Annotated in this window: 15 protein-coding genes, 1 tRNA gene and 1 other RNA gene; 15 read left to right on the top strand and 2 right to left on the bottom strand. The window is 38.1% G+C overall.

The annotated features are described in order from the left end of the window. Positions 1–3 precede the first annotated feature (3 nt). The 14 genes from rpoD (at position 4) to NFR44_RS03350 (ending at position 12,870) form a co-directional block, all read left to right on the top strand. Positions 4–1,167 (top strand): RNA polymerase sigma factor RpoD, encoded by a 1,164-nt coding sequence (gene rpoD, locus NFR44_RS03415; protein WP_251441198.1) that lies wholly within the window; start codon positions 4–6, stop codon positions 1,165–1,167. 66 nt (positions 1,168–1,233) lie between these two features. Beyond that, positions 1,234–1,308, top strand: a tRNA-Ile gene (locus NFR44_RS03410). Between the two features lie 188 nt (positions 1,309–1,496). Beyond that, a complete protein-coding gene (locus NFR44_RS03405) occupies positions 1,497–2,225 on the top strand; it encodes a tRNA (adenine(22)-N(1))-methyltransferase (RefSeq protein ID WP_251441196.1) in 729 nt (242 codons plus the stop codon). Positions 2,226–2,281: 56 nt separating this feature from the next. Further along, positions 2,282–3,397: a Nif3-like dinuclear metal center hexameric protein gene (locus tag NFR44_RS03400; RefSeq protein WP_371875176.1), complete on the top strand. Its 1,116-nt coding sequence runs from the start codon at positions 2,282–2,284 to the stop codon at positions 3,395–3,397. Between the two features lie 88 nt (positions 3,398–3,485). Beyond that, an RNA gene (rnpB, locus tag NFR44_RS03395) (RNase P RNA component class A) lies at positions 3,486–3,834 on the top strand. Between the two features lie 134 nt (positions 3,835–3,968). Further along, positions 3,969–4,295, top strand: a complete 327-nt coding sequence (gene trxA, locus NFR44_RS03390; protein WP_251441192.1) for a thioredoxin — start codon at positions 3,969–3,971, stop codon at positions 4,293–4,295. Positions 4,296–4,460: 165 nt separating this feature from the next. Then, the gene (locus tag NFR44_RS03385) at positions 4,461–5,612 is read left to right on the top strand and encodes a hydrogenase small subunit (RefSeq protein ID WP_251441190.1); all 1,152 of its coding nucleotides are present in this window, start codon (positions 4,461–4,463) and stop codon (positions 5,610–5,612) included. Continuing rightward, positions 5,612–7,513 carry a nickel-dependent hydrogenase large subunit gene (locus NFR44_RS03380; protein WP_251441187.1) on the top strand — a complete coding sequence of 634 codons (1,902 nt, stop codon included), beginning with the start codon at positions 5,612–5,614 and terminating at the stop codon, positions 7,511–7,513. Before NFR44_RS03385 ends, NFR44_RS03380 begins: the two co-directional genes overlap by 1 nt. A gap of 14 nt (positions 7,514–7,527) precedes the next feature. Then, positions 7,528–8,241, top strand: coding sequence for a Ni/Fe-hydrogenase, b-type cytochrome subunit (gene cybH / locus NFR44_RS03375; RefSeq protein ID WP_251441186.1), 714 nt, complete (start codon positions 7,528–7,530; stop codon positions 8,239–8,241). Next, positions 8,225–8,731 carry a HyaD/HybD family hydrogenase maturation endopeptidase gene (locus NFR44_RS03370; protein WP_251441183.1) on the top strand — a complete coding sequence of 169 codons (507 nt, stop codon included), beginning with the start codon at positions 8,225–8,227 and terminating at the stop codon, positions 8,729–8,731. The genes cybH and NFR44_RS03370 overlap by 17 nt, the downstream gene beginning before the upstream one ends. Next, positions 8,728–9,105 (top strand): hydrogenase expression/formation C-terminal domain-containing protein, encoded by a 378-nt coding sequence (locus NFR44_RS03365; RefSeq protein ID WP_251441180.1) that lies wholly within the window; start codon positions 8,728–8,730, stop codon positions 9,103–9,105. Before NFR44_RS03370 ends, NFR44_RS03365 begins: the two co-directional genes overlap by 4 nt. Positions 9,106–9,408: 303 nt before the next feature. Further along, positions 9,409–9,546, top strand: coding sequence for a hypothetical protein (locus NFR44_RS03360; protein ID WP_251441178.1), 138 nt, complete (start codon positions 9,409–9,411; stop codon positions 9,544–9,546). Between the two features lie 350 nt (positions 9,547–9,896). Then, positions 9,897–11,189 (top strand): S-layer homology domain-containing protein, encoded by a 1,293-nt coding sequence (locus NFR44_RS03355; RefSeq protein WP_251441176.1) that lies wholly within the window; start codon positions 9,897–9,899, stop codon positions 11,187–11,189. A gap of 451 nt (positions 11,190–11,640) precedes the next feature. Further along, positions 11,641–12,870: a putative porin gene (locus NFR44_RS03350; protein WP_251441174.1), complete on the top strand. Its 1,230-nt coding sequence runs from the start codon at positions 11,641–11,643 to the stop codon at positions 12,868–12,870. A 440-nt stretch (positions 12,871–13,310) separates the two neighbouring features. Here NFR44_RS03350 and NFR44_RS03345 read toward each other — a convergent pair whose 3' ends face one another. Together NFR44_RS03345 and NFR44_RS03340 are read right to left on the bottom strand one after the other, a co-directional pair. Further along, complete coding sequence (locus NFR44_RS03345; protein ID WP_251441171.1) at positions 13,311–14,603, bottom strand: S-layer homology domain-containing protein; 1,293 nt, start codon at positions 14,601–14,603, stop codon at positions 13,311–13,313. Positions 14,604–14,638: 35 nt separating this feature from the next. Beyond that, positions 14,639–15,892 (bottom strand): recombinase family protein, encoded by a 1,254-nt coding sequence (locus tag NFR44_RS03340; RefSeq protein WP_251441170.1) that lies wholly within the window; start codon positions 15,890–15,892, stop codon positions 14,639–14,641. Positions 15,893–16,155: 263 nt separating this feature from the next. Between NFR44_RS03340 and NFR44_RS03335 the strand changes: the two genes are divergently transcribed. Then, positions 16,156–16,962 (top strand): Cof-type HAD-IIB family hydrolase, encoded by an 807-nt coding sequence (locus tag NFR44_RS03335; RefSeq protein ID WP_251441168.1) that lies wholly within the window; start codon positions 16,156–16,158, stop codon positions 16,960–16,962. Positions 16,963–16,997 lie beyond the last annotated feature (35 nt).

Here is a 16,997-nt window from a genome sequence, read left to right as displayed (position 1 = left end):
ATTGTGGCTAAGAAGCAAACTAAATCGCGGTTAGAAGAAATCATAGAACAATTACTAGCAAAAGGACGTAAATCAGGAGCATTGACCAGTAAAGAAATTACAGATGCTCTTCATGAAGAAGTAGAGCTTACGGCAGAACAGCTAGATGATATGTATGAAGTATTACAAAAAAGTAACATTGAAGTTATCACAGATGATGTAGAAGTAGCTGATGATGACGATGATATTATTGAAGATGAAGAAGAAAATGATGAAGTACGAGAAGCTAAAGAGGTTACTTTAGATCTTAGCATTCCAGAAGGGGTTAATATTGATGACCCTGTTCGCATGTACTTAAAAGAAATTGGTCGTGTACCATTGTTGTCTGCTGATGAAGAAATTTTATTAGCGCAACAAATCGAAGCCGGTGCTAAAGAAGATGCTTCGTATAAAGAAATGCGAACTGGTGAAAAAGCAAAACAGAAATTAATTGATGCTAACTTGCGTTTGGTAGTTAGTATTGCTAAGCGTTATGTAGGGCGTGGTATGCTATTCTTGGATTTAATACAAGAAGGTAATTTGGGTCTAATTAAAGCGGTTGATAAATTTGACTATACCAAAGGGTATAAGTTTTCTACTTATGCTACATGGTGGATTCGTCAGGCGATTACCCGTGCCATTGCAGACCAGGCACGTACTATTCGTATCCCAGTACACATGGTAGAAACAATTAATAAATTGATTCGTATTTCTCGTCAATTATTACAAGATAAAGGGCGCGAGCCATTGCCAGAAGAAATCGCAGAAGGCATGGGCATTAGTGTAGAACGCGTTCGTGAAATCCAAAAAATTGCACAAGAGCCTGTATCTTTGGAAACACCAATTGGGGAAGAAGAAGATTCGCATTTAGGTGATTTCATTGAAGACCAAGACGCTATTGCTCCTGATGATGCAGCTAGTTATATTTTATTGAAAGAACAGATTGAAGACGTGTTCTCTTGCTTAACTGAACGTGAACAACAAGTATTGGTGTTGCGCTTTGGTTTAAAAGATGGCAAACCACGTACTTTGGAAGAAGTAGGTCAACATTTTAATGTTACTCGTGAACGTATCCGTCAGATTGAAGGAAAGGCGCTAACAAAGCTTCGCAATCGAGGGAAACGAGACAAAATTAAAGACTTCTTATAATCTCATTGACGACAAGAAGTTATTTTGTGTATAATAATTTGGTGGAATACTGAGGTATTTCCCTATGGGCCTATAGCTCAGGGGTAGAGCAACCGGCTCATAACCGGTCGGTCCCTGGTTCGAACCCAGGTGGGCCCACCATTTTCTAACAATAAACCGCTTATACAACAATTGTTGTGTAAGCGGTTTTTTAGGTTACTTAGTAAATATGTTACAATAGATACAGTAAAGAATGCAGTATTTAGTATGAGATATAATAATCTTTATAACCTCATAGGTATATAAAGTAGTATGGCGTATATAAAGTTCAATTATACAAAGGAGTATTTGTGACAACTAAAAAATTAACAAACCGATTAGAAGCGGTATTTACGCTAATTCCTAAAGCTAAAGCAATTGCTGATATTGGTACAGATCATGGCTATTTAGCAGTTGAATTAATACAGCGGCGCCGTGCTGAACGAGTTATTGCTGGTGATGTGCACAAGGGGCCTTTAGAGTCAGCTAAAGCCTACGTAAAAGAACAGGGGTTAACACAGGTTGTTGATTGTCGCTTAGGTGATGGTTTACAAGTGACTCAAACGGGTGAATTACAAGGAGCTGTGATTTGTGGCATGGGTGGTTTTCTTATGCGAGACATCATTGAAGTAGGCCCAGAGCTATTAGACTTCTATGTGTTGCAGCCTCAAAATGGACAAGCAGAATTGCGGCAGTTTTTAGTAAAAAAGGGTTATATTATTGCAAAAGAAATTTTAGTAGAAGATATGGGGAAATTATATCAAGCCCTATTGGCTATTAAATTGGAGCGATTACCTCAATATGTAAATCATATAGAACTAGGAATGGAGAATGTGTACGCTAATTTATCTTCTGATTCCTTACTTTGGTCAGTAGGGGCTTTATTGGCTCAGGAACGCCCCTCTTTGTGGGGAAAGTATATAGAGCGACTTATTCATTTACGGCGAACGGCTTTGCAAAGTATGTCAGTTGAGCTAGCAAATACAGAAAAATATAAGATGTTGGAGAAAGAAATTGCAGAATTGGAGGCCTTACTATGAGTGAAATATTAGACGAAGTGAATGTACAAACTACAGTAGCAGACAATCTACAAGGCATAGTTACGATACAACAAATTGGTCATATTGTAGAACAATTAGCTCCTAAGCATTTAGCTGAAAGTTGGGATAATGTAGGTCTCATGGTAGGACAACAGAAAACTGCAGTTACTAGCATTTTAACGGCGCTTGATGTTACTGATGAGGTCGTTGAGGAAGCTATCGCAAAAGGCTGTAATTTGATTGTCAGTCATCACCCGCTTATTTTTAAGGGCTTAAAGCAAGTGACCGATGAAACGGCTTTAGGACGCTTAGTATGGAAGCTAATTCGGCATAATATTGCTGTGTATAGTGCGCATACTAATCTAGATGTAGCGTCAGGTGGTTTAAATGATTTAGCGGCGGCTCAAATTGGTTTAGGCCATGTGAAGGGCTTAGAAGTGGTTCATGAGAATAGTGTCTATAAAGTAGTTTCGTTTGTACCAACAACTCATACTGAGGCAGTATTAAAAGCGATGGGGGATGCTGGTGCTGGGCATATTGGAAATTATAGCCATTGTACGTTTAGGAGTGAAGGCACTGGCACATTCTTGCCGCTAGAAGGGGCTGATCCTTACATTGGCACCGTTGGTGAAATTGCTAAAGTAACTGAAGATCGTTTGGAAACGATTGTTCCTAGCGCTAAGCTTCAGGGCGTCATTCAAGCCATGAAAGAGGCTCATCCCTATGAAGAAGTGGCATATGAAGTATACAAATTAGCTGAACCAGTTAAGGTAGAAACCATCGGGCGAATTGGTGAATTAGGTGATACTCTTAGCTTAGAAGATTTTATTGAATTAATTAAAGTTGTTTTCCCACAGGGGCGGCCACGTTTTGGCGGAGCTAAAGTACCTCAGATTACTAAAGTAGCACTTTGCACCGGTTCAGGGGCAGAGTTTATTAAAGCAGCGGCTAAGGCAGGCGCTCAGGCATATGTAACTGGTGATGTGAAATATCATGATATGCAACTGGCTAAAGAATTAGGTTTGTTAGTGGCAGATGTAGGACATTTTGGTACTGAAGTAGGAGCATCATCATTGTTAGCGGCTCATATTGATATGAAATTGCGAGAACAAGATATTACTACTGTTGCAGTTCATATTAGTGAAAAGCAAAGTGACTTTTTCTTTGCTTAATCGATAACTTTAGATGTGCTATCTGTTTATATTAATTTTGAGAAAAAGATAATTGACCTTCATCGGTGTATCTGCTAGACTTTAAGTAGCAAGTATGAAAGGTGATTGCGAGCGTAAGTTCGAGGAAAGTCCGAGCTCCGCAGGGCAGGATGCCGGATAACGTCCGGCGTGGGAGACCATAGGGAATAGTGCCACAGAAAAGTAAACCGCCGCTTTAGCGGTAAGGGTGGAACGGTGTCGGTAAGAGCGCACCAGCAATGCAGTAATGTATTGGCTCGGTAAACCCCATCCGGAGCAAGGCCGAATAGGAAAGGGATAAGGGTGGCCCGCCTACCTTTCGGGTTGTGCCGCTTGAGCCTATAGGCAACTATAGGCCTAGAAAGATAATCACCACTGCGCAAGCAGAACAGAACTCGGCTTATTGATTGCTTGCTTAAAACCGCTCCTTGGGGCGGTTTTATTTTGTCTAGTCATTATCAAATAGAAAAGACTATTTTTTGACTAAACATTGTCGCCAGAAGCATACAATTAAAACTATACAAAGAGGATAAGGTATAAGGAGGAATTAGTAATGGCAGTAACAAAAATTGAAAGTTTAGAAGCTTTGGAGACCATTTTAAAAGAATCTTCGAAAGTTGTGGTAGCTGATTTTTGGGCTACCTGGTGCAAACCTTGCGAATTGATGAATCCTGAAATTGAAAAATTAGCCGAAGATATGAAAGATGATCTTGATGTAGTAACTGTTGATGTGGAAGCTCTTAAAGAGGTAGCTTTAAAATACAATATTCAAGGCATCCCTACATTGATTTGTTTTAAAAATGGCAAAGAAAAAGATCGTATTGCCGGGTACAAACCAGCGCCAGTAGTAGAAGGCTTAATTCGTTCAATTATTAAATAGAATTGTAGCTCTTATAGTTAACTTTCAATAGTATTGTTGTATTCTATGAAAAATTCTATAGAAATTAGAATCGGAAAGTGCTATACTATCAATACTATTTGATAAAAAATTTTAAAATGTTTAAAAACGGACAGTAAAGTTATTGCAAGCAAGGGGGGTCCACCTGTGAAAGAAAAGACAAATAGTCTGTGGAAATTATTCCAGGAACGTAAACTCAGCCGCCGCACATTTATGAAAACTTGTGTGGCTTTGACCGCCATTTTAGGCCTACCACCAACATTATTGAATAAAGTTGTTGATGCAGCAGATACGAAAGAGTTGCCAACCGTAATTTGGTTGCATGGTCATGAGTGCACTGGTTGTGACGAATCCTTTATTCGTTCCACATCACCATTTGCTTCTGATGTGGTTTTGAATATGATTGCTCTAGAATATGATGATACTTTGGCAGCAGCAGCTGGGGCTCCATTTGAAGCACATTTACACAAAATATTGACAGAAAAGAAAGGTCAATATGTGTTGGCTGTCGAAGGTGGGGTGCCACTAGATGACAATGGAACCTATTGTATGGTAGGTGGTCGTCCATTCGTTGATGTACTTAAAGAATGTGCTGAGGGTGTAGCCTTTATTATTGAATATGGGTCTTGTGCTGCTTGGGGTGGTGTACAGGCTGCGAAGCCAAACCCTACAAATACTGTTTCCGTTTCCAGCGTAATTTCAGGTAAGAAAATTATTAAAGTGCCTGGATGTCCACCAATACCAGAAGTTATGACTGGTGTAATTATGCACTATGCTCTATTTGGTGAAATCCCACCGCTTGATGTGGAAGGACGTCCAAAACAGTTCTATGGTAATCGTATTCATGATACATGCTATCGTCGTCCATTCTTTGACTCTGGTCTTTTTGTGGAAAAATTTGATGACGAAGGTGCTAAAGCTGGTTGGTGTCTATATAAAATGGGTTGCCGTGGGCCAGTAACTTACAACTCTTGTGGTAATTTACGGTGGTGGAACGGTTTATCCTATCCAATTCAATCTGGTTCAGGTTGTATTGGTTGTAGTGAAAAAGGCTTCTGGGATAATGACAACTTCCATCAACGGTTGCCGCAAGTTCAAGTGGCTAATACGATTACTACAGCTGACACAATTGGTACCATTGCAGGCTTAACTGCTTTTGGTGCAGTTGTCGCACATGGTGGGGTAACCTTGGCTAAACATAAATATGATACGATTCAGTTAGAGAAAAAGTATCAAGCAGAACTTGATGCTAAGAAAGCGGCCGAAGAACAGGCAAAGAATGAAGGAGGTAGCCACTAATGAAACGTGTAGTTGTAGATCCGATTACTCGTATTGAAGGTCATTTACGAGTAGAAGTGAATGTTGATGAAGCAACAGGGAAAGTAGAAGACGCGTTATCCAGTGGTACAGCTTGGCGTGGTATCGAATTAGTTGCCAAAGACCGTGATCCTCGTGATGTATGGGCCTTTGTACAACGTATTTGTGGTGTATGTACCTCGACGCATGCTCTAGCTTCTTTGCGTGCTGTGGAAGATGCTTTGGCTATTGAAATTCCTAAAAATGCGAATTACATTCGTAATATTATGCATAGTTGTTTAGATGCCCATGACCATATTGTGCATTTTTATCACTTGCATGCCCTTGACTGGGTAAGCCCAGTGGAAGCCTTAAAAGCTGATCCTGCTAAAACAGCTGCGCTTCAAGAAACGGTGCTTAAAACATATAATTTAAGTGGTCTTGAACCTGCAGAAACACAGTCTACTACGTCTGCTTATCCTAAGGAGTTCCCAAAAGGCAATGCGACTTATTATGCAGCCATTCAAGGGAAAGTTAAAAAAATTGTTGAAAGTGGACAATTAGGTATTTTTGCTGCTCAGTGGTGGGATCATCCTGATTATCAGTTGTTGCCACCAGAAGTTCATTTAATGGGGGTAGCTCATTATTTAAATATCTTAGATAAACAGCGTGATATTGTTACGCCTCATGTTGTATTTGGGGGTAAAAACCCACATCCACATTACATCGTAGGTGGTATGCCTTGTTCTATTTCTATGGACGATATGAATGCACCAGTTAACTCAGCTAGGTTAGCCGTAGTCGATGAATCTATTGCCTTAGCTAAAGATTTAGTTAACTATTTCTACTTACCAGATGTATTAGCTATTGGCCAGATTTATGCTAAAGCAGGTATGGTTGATGGAGGCGGTTTATCCAAGAAACGTGTATTAGCTTATGGCGATTATCCAGATGAACCATATACAGGTATTAAAAATGGTGACTATTTCAAAAAATGCTTAGTACGTGCTAATGGTGTAGTTGAAGATTTTGGCCTTGGTGTAGATAAAGCTAAATTCCTTCCGCTTGAAGGGGAAGACCTTATGAATCCAGACTTCTTGTCAGAAGAAGTTGAACATTCTTGGTATGAATATCCAGATGGCAAGAAAACGATTCATCCATCAGAAGGGATTACAAAACCAAATTATACAGGTCCTAAAACAGGCACTAAAGAGCATTGGGAATACCTTGATGAAACGAAGAAATATTCTTGGATTAAATCCCCAACCTTTAAAGGTAAAGCTTGTGAAGTTGGTCCATTAGCTAAATATATTGTTGTTTATACCAAAGTAAAACAAGGTATTATTAGCAATCCTACTTGGGCAGAGCAGATGATTGTAAAACAAATTGATACGGTGTCTTCTGTACTCGGTGTACCTGCTCATGTTTGGATGTGTAGTACTGTTGGCCGTACGGCTTGTCGTTGCTTAGATGCACAAGTGGCTGCTAATATGAGTCAATATTTCTTTAACAAATTAGTGACAAATATTAAAGGCGGCGATACAGTTGTTGCCAATACAAAGAACTTTGATCCAAATACTTGGCCAAAAGAAGCTAAAGGCGTTGGTTTAGTTGATGCTCCTCGTGGTGGTTTAGGCCATTGGTGTGATATTAAAGATGGTAAAACAAGCAATTATCAATGTATCGTACCAACAACTTGGAATGCTTGTCCTAAGACAATTGCCAATGAGCATGGTGCTTACGAAGCGAATATGATTGATACTAAGGTTAAAATTGCTGATAAACCACTTGAAATTTTGAAAGGGATTCACTCCTTTGACCCTTGTTTAGCTTGTGCAACGCACTTGTATAATAAGAAGGGTGAACAAATCATCTCCGTTAATACAGATGCTATGTGCAAATAATAGGGGGGATTTAGATGTTTGAACAACCGGACAAAAAGCCGTATCGTGTATTTAGTCTGTGGTTGCGTATTTTCCATTGGACTATGGTATTGTGCGTAACTTTCCTATTTTGGACAGGCCTTTATATTGGCGATCCAGGTTTCAGTATGTTTGTAGGGCGTGAGCCAGCAGAAGCTATTAATAGTTGGTTTTCTATGGAAATGATTCGTCGTGTCCATTTTGGATTTGCCTTTGTTTTGATTTTTGCTTTTGTATTCCGTATTTATGGCGCGATTCGCTATCGTGGGGATCGTTTATTACCTAAATTCCGTAGCCGTTTATATTGGCAAGGCCTTAAGCAAACATTTTTGCATTACTTGATGTTGCCACGCCAAGAGGAACATCGTGTATTACGTAATTCCTTAGCACGTACCAGTTATTTATTGGTGTACATCATGATGTTTCTTGAAATTTGTACTGGCCTAGCTATGTATTCGCAAATTAATCCAAATGGTTGGTTAGCCATTGTTTTCAATCCTATTAATTTGATGTTCAACGAATATGATATTCATATCGTCCATCATTACATTGCTTGGTTCTTCTTATTATTCACTGTTGCGCATGTATATTTAGCGTTCCGCGAAGATGTAATGGAAGAGTCTGGTGAAGTATCCAGTATGGTTTCTGGTATGAAGTTCTACCCAGAAGACCCAGAAGATATTGAGGATTTATATGGTAAACGACAGTAATATCACCCTTTTAGGGGTGGGTAATATATTGCTCAGCGATGAAGGGCTAGGCGTTCATGTAGTGCGTGAAATGGAGCAAGAGTATACATTTACGCCTGAAATTAATATTGTTGATGGTGGTACGATGGGCATGGAGCTATTGAGTTACATGCGTGGTATGACAAAACTTCTGTTAGTCGATGCTGTCAATGGTGGTGAAGCGCCAGGGACTATCTATGAATTTCCTCATCAACAGACAGAAGCGTATTTTACCGATAATATCTCTGTTCACGAAGTAGGGATGCAAGATATTTTGCGAATTCGTGCGTTGCAGGAAAATCCTTTAGAAGATGCTACTGTAATTGGTGTAGAGCCTGAAAGTTTAGATATTGGGTTAACACCCACTGAAACAGTACAAGCAGTTTTGCCTGAGGTAAAACAACGTATTATTCGGCAACTAGAAGCTTGGGGAATTAACGTAACTGAGAGAACAGAGGTAACAAAACAATGATAGAGCATTATGGCAATGTACAGGCTATTTTAAAAGAACTTCAGTTAGCTTTGAAACATCTTCGTGAAACGGGTGAAACTCACACCATTTACATTGAAAAGACAGGGCTAACTATGGAGGAACAAGTGGAAGTGATGGAAACATTAGGTCGTGGCTCCATTACTATCAACTTTAATGAAACGGATCAACCAGTGGAGTGGTATGAAACACAATTTTCTGGTATCTGGTTAGGCACATTCCGTAATGCACGGGATGAAGCCATTGTTTATACAATAGAAGTAGGTCGTTATCCGAGTCTTTGTGGTGCTTTTGATGAAGATATTGAAACAGCAGAAGAAGAACTACAAACTTGGATTGATGCGGCTGATATGTAAAGTAGTAGCAAACTAGTAGAAAATTAGCTACAGTAATATGAGTCATTATACTTTGGCAATTGTGTAAGATTTAGTGTAAGCCATAGCGCAAGAAATTGTGCAAGGATAATATAATAGAATAATAGTAAGTTTTTAGGGCTGTAACGGACCATAGAATTATGTTCTCTGGTTTTGTTACAGCCTTTTTTATGATCATTTATAGCCTTTGTTTGGATTTTGTCGAATGGAATAGGCTTTACAATAGCAAAATAGGTTAAGATTGTTAAAAAATTGCACTACATAAGGTCTTTATCTAAGGGAGAGATGAATTGGAAACAGTTGATTTTAACACAGTCTTCATTTGTATTCATGAAACCATCACATAAAATGGCTTTTTTACATGAAAAACTCATGTTTCAAATTGAGTTTTCTGAAAACTGGAAAACTGAAAATTTAATTTGAGTTTTCTGAGTAGGGTAATAAAATAAAAAGTTAATTGGCCGTCTATCCAGTAAATACAAAGGGTTTAAGATGTTTAGAAAAACTGATAAATAATATGCTGTAGAACAGTCTCTATATGAGTTAAATGAAGTTTTGGTACTTTCATTTTGACTTTAGTTTTCATTGGTAAGATGTGTCCATAGGTTGGTTAAGACAACGAAACAACTGAGATAAAAGAACTAATAAGAATACATTGTGAGGAAACTTGGACACTCCAGTCGAAATTATTATTCTCTAATTAGTCTGTTTCAGAATCTAAACAAATCTAACATTTTAGAAAATTGTTTTCATTCCGAAAGGGGCAATTAATTATGAAAAAACGTTTTGCAGCCGTATTCGCAGCAACTGCTGTACTTGGTGTAACTACTGCATTTGCAGCTAATCCATTCTCTGATGTAACGCCTAATGATTGGGCATATCAAAGTGTAGCTCAATTGGCAGCTGCTGGTGTAATCAACGGGTATCCAGATGGTACTTTTAAAGGGCAAAACAACATTACACGTTACGAAATGGCTCAAATGGTAGCAAAAGCTATGGCAAATGAATCTCGTGCTAATGCAGAACAGCAAGCAATGATTAATCGTTTGGCTAACGAATTCTCTGATGAATTAAATAACTTAGGCGTTCGCGTTTCTAACTTAGAAAACAAAGTTGGTAATGTAAAAGTAACTGGTGATGCTCGTCTTCGTTATCAAGGGTCAGACAAAAAAGGTATGATTAGCTCCGATAATCAAGATAAAAAATCTTTATTTGATATGCGTGGTCGTGTACAATTCAATGCTAATGTAAACGATAACACATCTGCTGTTATCCGCGTAACAAGTGGTGATATGGAATTTGGCGATGCTAAGAATTCCTCTGATGTAGAATTTGACCGTGTATATGTAGCACACAAATTTGGTAAAGATACTACAGCTGTAGCTGGTCGCTTCGGCGCAGTAGTTGGTAATGGTTTAGTATACGATGATACTTTCGATGGTGCTGGCATTACGTATGATAACGGTAACTTCTCTGCGACAGCTGCTTATGGTTCCTTCATGGAAGGCGGTCTATTTGACAATGCTGAAAATGGCCGTGAATATGCAACTGGTTATGATTTTGCAAATGAAAGCAGTGACACAAATCCAACTGTTACATTATTACAAGCAAAAGCAAAACTTGGTGAACATGCAACTTTAGGTGGTTTCTATACCTTCGGTAATAAAAACCTAGATAATGATATTTATGGTGGTTCCTTAGACCTTAACTTTGACAAAGTTTGGGTTGGTGGTGAATATGCTACCTTCTCTGATGAAAAAGGTGCTGTAGCAAGTAATGATAAAGATGCATGGGTAGCTGGTATTGGTTATGGTGATTACGATATTGAAAAACAAGGTACTTGGGGCGTTAAAGTTCAATACTTTGATGAAGGTAAATACTCTCCAGTAGTAAGCTCCACTTGGAATCAGCCATATAACAGCGATTATAAAGCATGGATGGCAAGTGTAGATTATGCATTAGCTGATAATGTAGGTCTTTCCGGTTACTGGGCATTTAATGCAGAAGATCAACAGGGTAATGACTTAGGTGATTACTACCGTGCAGAATTAAAGTATAAATTCTAATCGATTTGTTGATAGTTTATACAAATTGCCAATAGATAGGTGAGAAATAGAAAGAATTATTTGTTAAAGTTTCAGAATATAATATTGGAAATTTGACCGATTTTTCTTCCTAGTTAATAAAATAATTTAAAATAATTATTTGAGAATATGATGTGAATCATTATTCAAAAAAGACAGTCAATTCAAGGGTTGACTGTCTTTTTGTTGTTTTGAGAATGAAACTGTAATGCTCATGGGAGTTTTAAAAAACTTTACAAAGTGATTTTTGTATGATACTATAGCTGTAGATTCAGTGAAGAAACGAAACTTATTGACTGAGAAATGTAAATCACTTGTGAGGAAACTTGGACACTCCATTTAAGATTACTGAGTATCGGAAGATAACGAGTAGGGACTAAACAGAATCATTGTATATTATTTTTCTGTTTTTTACCGAAAGGGGTAATTACAAATGAAAAAACGTTTTGCAGCCGTATTTGCAGCAACAGCGGTACTTGGCGTAACAACTGCATTCGCAGCTAACCCATTCTCCGATGTAACTCCTAACGATTGGGCATACCAGAGCGTAGCTCAATTAGCAGCAGCTGGTGTAATCAACGGTTACCCAGATGGCACTTTCAAAGGCCAGAACAACATCACTCGTTACGAAATGGCTCAAATGGTAGCTAAAGCTATGGCTAACGAAGCTCGTGCTAATGCTGAACAACAAGCTTTGATTAACCGTTTAGCTGACGAATTTTCCAGCGAATTAAACAACTTGGGCGTTCGTGTTGCTACTTTGGAAAACAAAGTTGGTAATGTAAAAGCTACTGGTGACGTTCGTCTTCGTTACCGTGATTTCGAACATGGTAAATCCAAATTTGATTACCGTGGTCGTATCCAATTCAATGCTACTGTAAATGACAACACTTCTGCTGTTGTTCGTATTACTACTGGCAACCATGAATTTGGTAACTCTTCCAACTCTCGAGTTGATAAAGATGGTAATGTAATCAATAGTAACGAAGTAAGCTTTGATCGTGCTTATGTAGCTCATAAATTTGGTGAGGAAACTACTGCAGTAATCGGTCGTTTTGGCGCTTTCATTGGCGGCGGCTTGATTTATGATGATGCGTTTGATGGTGCTGCTGTTGCATATGACAATGGTAACTTCTCCGCAACTGCTGCTCATGGTTACTTTGTTGAAGGCGACTTCAAAGGTTTATCTGAAGAAGATAACGCTACTGTAACCTTATTACAAGCAAAAGGTAACTTAGGTGAACATGCTACTTTAGGCGGTTTCTACGCTTTTGGTAACAAAAATTTAGATGATGATATCTATGGTGGTCATTTAGATCTTAACTTTGATAAAGTTTGGATCGGTGGCGAATATGCTACATTTGACAAAGCTGACCATGGCGATGCTTGGGTAGCTGGTGTAGGTATTGGTAACTATGATATCAAAAAAGCTGGTACTTGGGGCGTTAAAGCACAATACTTTGATTTAGATGTAAATGCACCTGTATTCAGCTCCACTTGGAACCAACCATTCAATACTGACTACAAAGCATGGTTAGCAACTGTTGACTACGCTTTGGCTAAAAACGTTGGCTTGTCCGCATACTGGGCATTCAATGGCGAAGACCAAGCTGGTAATGACGTAAGCGATTACTACCGTGCAGAATTAAATTACAAATTCTAATCTTAGCTAATAAGAATTTAATATGTAGTAAAAATAAAACAACCACTTCCTTTGGAGGTGGTTGTTTTTGTCTTTATAATTATAAATGGATACATAGAATAAAAAAACTATAGTACGAGATAGAGATATAGGATAAGATTTGATACTGTTATTTGAGATGAACACAGAATTTAATTTGGGTTGTTGTTAGTTTTCATTAATTCAAAGATTCAAATTCCTATAAATATATCTTTGAAAATATCAGAATTTCTTTAAATTACTAATATAAAATAAAGTTTATCATTTTAAAAATATAAAAAGCATAAACAATATATAATATTATGATAAGAGTCAATTAACTATTTATTTTTATTCAAAATTTATTAACAAAAAAGGCAATCTTGCTAAAGCAAGATTGCCTTTTAATGTTAAGTTAAACTAAACTATATCTAATTTATTAATTAGAATTTGTAGTCTAATTGTGCACGGTAGAAGTCGCCGATATCTTTACCATCTTGATCTTCACCATTGAATGCCCAGTAACCAGAAAGGCCAACGTTTTCAGCCAATGCATAGTTTACAGTAGCCATCCAAGTTTTGTAATTGCTATTGTAAGGTTGGTTCCAAGTGGAACTAATTACAGGAGAATGTTTAGCTAAGTCAAAGTATTGAACTTTAACACCCCAAGTGCCTTGTTCTTTGATGTTATAGTTACCGAAACCTACGCCAGCAACCCATGCATCGTTACCATCATTATCTACACCTTTTACCCAATCTTTGTCGAATGTAGCGTATTCACCGCCAACCCAAACATTTTTGAAGTTAAGGTCTAAGGAACCACCGTAAATATCGTTTTCAAGGTTATTATTAGTAAATGCATAGAAACCGCCTAAAGTAGCATGTTCACCCAAGTTACCTTTAGCTTGTAATAAAGTTACAGTGTAGTTATGTTCTGCATCTCCATTAATTTTAGTGCCTGTAACAGTTTCTTTTTTCACAGCATCATATCCGCTGAATAGGCTACCAGTTTGGAAAGAACCATAAGCAGCAGTTGCGGAGAAGTTTCCGTTATTGTATGCTACAGCAGCACCATCAAAAGTATCATCATAAACTAAACCATTACCTACTACTGCAGTAAAACGACCTAATACAGCTGTAGTATCTTTACCAAATTTATGTGCTACATATACTTGGTCAATAGACGCCTTACTTTCAGCCTTAGCATTATGGAATTCTAAATCGCCACTAGTCAAACGGATAACAGCAGTAGTATTTTCATTTACTTGAGCATTGAATTGAACACGACCACGCATATCAAATTTGCTTTTCTTATCTTTGCTGTCAGAGAAGTTACCTTTGTCTTCAAAACCTTTGTAACGAAGACGAACGTCACCAGTAGCTTTAATGTTACCAACTTTGTTTTCCAAAGTAGCAACACGAACGCCCAAGTTGTTTAATTCGCTGGAGAATTCGTCAGCTAAACGGTTAATCAAAGCTTGTTGTTCAGCGTTAGCACGAGCTTCGTTAGCCATAGCTTTAGCTACCATTTGAGCCATTTCGTAACGAGTGATGTTGTTCTGGCCTTTGAAAGTGCCATCTGGGTAACCGTTGATTACACCAGCTGCTGCTAATTGAGCTACGCTCTGGTATGCCCAATCGTTAGGAGTTACATCGGAGAATGGGTTAGCTGCGAATGCAGTTGTTACGCCAAGTACAGCTGTTGCTGCAAATACGGCTGCAAAACGTTTTTTCATTGTAATTACCCCTTAGGATACAATAGTAGGAAAAATTAGGTTGCATAATGTTTTAATTTAATATGGTCCTGTAAAATATGAAGAGTAATTGGTAAAGTGACTTCGTCTAGCCACCAGTGCCAATATTGATACTGGCTATGACGATTCCAAGTGGGGTATTGCTGATGGCAATACCAATAAAAATGCAATGGCAGATTTGCAGATGGTGATGGATGTAGTATTGGTAGTGATAGGGGTGTAGAGGTTTTGGGTAATATAGTTGGTAAAATGGTTAATAGTTTAGCTTCAATAAAGGATTCTTTATATAGCGTTTGATTGGGGCATTTTGATGATTTATGATGACTTTGAGGACAGTGATAGTAAATATATTGTGTATCTTTATAATGGCGAGTTAAGCCGACTAAGCGATGAAAGCATTGAGGGCAACGAAGGAGTCCTTTAAAAAGATAGTTGGAAGGAGTAACAGATTGAGCTGTAGATATAGGGCTAGATGAGTAAGGTGAGTAATGGGAGAGCTTTTTGGGGGAGCGGGTCGTAGCCATTTTTCGTGCTTGTTGTACCGCTTCGAAGGTCTTTGTATCTATAATTTCTTGTGCATAGTTTTTGATACCATAAAATGTACCGAGATACTTTTCGTTATGTAATAGTTTGGAAACCGCTGGGTAAGAGCGGTGAATATGATGGACACTCGCTAAATGGAGCATGGTTTTACGAATGGAATGAGTTTTTAAATAATATTGGAAAAGATCTCGAATAATAGGAGCTTGTTCATTAGGCACAATCTGCTTGTTGATTATGCTATAGCCAAGTGGTAGCTTTCCAGAAATCGCTTCGCGGCGCTTTATTTTATCTGCGAAGACAAAGTGAATACGTTCTGATGTTGTATCTGATTCGTTTTGAGCAATGGAAAGCTTAATGTTTAGGTATAAACGACCTTGCGCAGTATTTGTATTATATTCTTCTTCCGTAGTTTCCCAAGTCACCTCATGTTGATCTAAAATTGCTTGATAGGTATAGTAGTCGGATACATTGCGGAACCAGCGGTCCAACTTAATAAAAAGGATGCAGTCGATACGATTAGCTTTTACATCTTTCAGCATGCGGGCGAATTCTTTGCGCCGACCTGGACAGCTACGGGCTGTAATGCCTTCATCGCGATAATAATCGACAATTTGATAGTTATGTTCTAGGGCATATTGGCGCAACCGATTTTCTTGGGCCTGTAAGGAATAGCCTTTCATAGCTTGTTCTTCGTGAGATACGCGAATATAGAGAGCAACACGTTTCATAATCATAGTATAGTTCAATACCAATCATTATTGATAAAAAAACAAAATAGATTGTATTGATAGACTCCTTTCTTTAACACCGTATTTAAAATCTTGAGATAGAAAATATCATTATAGCATTGTGCTTATCTTAATTCAGTTAGTCGAATAAGCCTGCTAAATATGATATACTTAAATATAAGCCTTTAAATTAAATATTATATGTTAGAACGTTAGACAGTTATTTATGAATACAGTTAAACTAATAGACGATGAGGAGTATAATGAAACATTCTATAAAATTACTGGCCATTGATTTGGACGATACTTTAGTTCGTGATGATAATACGATTTCAGAATATACGCGTAAAATTTTACAACGAGCACAAGCGAAGGGCATTCAAATAGTCATTGCTACAGGTCGTATGTATCAGACGGCGCGACCAGTAGGCCTTGCCCTAGGTTTAGGTGATTTGCCGATGATTCTTTTTTCAGGAGGCCTTGTGCAGCGCATTGAATCCGGTGAAAAGCTATGGGAACAAACAATTCCTGTGCCGATTGCTAAAGAAATTTTAGAATTGGCACGAGTTAATGATTGGTATGTTCAATCCTATGAAAATGATGACTTGTTGGTACATCATGAAACCGAACAGTCTCAGTTTTATGAAAAGACAGTAGGTGCTAAAGCTGTTTATGTAGGCGATGCTCTATATACGGAAGTAACAGGTCCGAATAAATTGTTGTTCTTGGAAGATCCAGCTAAGTTAGAGGGAATTATTAATATTTTGCAAGCTAAGTATGGTGATATATTAGAAATCGTGCGTAGTAAGGTGAATTTCTTAGAGGTCAACAGTAGTAATTGTACCAAGGGGAGCACGTTAGCAACGATGGTAAAGGATTTGGGCTTTACAGCAGAAGAAGTAGTTGCTTTTGGTAATTCACAGAATGATATTTCCATGCTTACCTATGCGGGAACAGCTGTAGCTGTAGCCAATGCAGAACCTAATGTGAAAGCTGTTGCGCAGAGTATTTGCCCATCTAATGAAGACGACGGCGTAGCGCATTGGATTGAAGAGAATATTTTAAAATGAAGAGAAGATGTTATAAATAATAGAGAGATAAGAGG

The sequence above is a fragment of the Veillonella intestinalis genome, assembly GCF_943193155.1.
GTDB classification, from domain to species: domain Bacteria; phylum Bacillota; class Negativicutes; order Veillonellales; family Veillonellaceae; genus Veillonella_A; species Veillonella_A intestinalis.
Note: the sequence above shows the minus strand (reverse complement) of the source record. Positions and strands in the feature narration are given on the sequence as shown.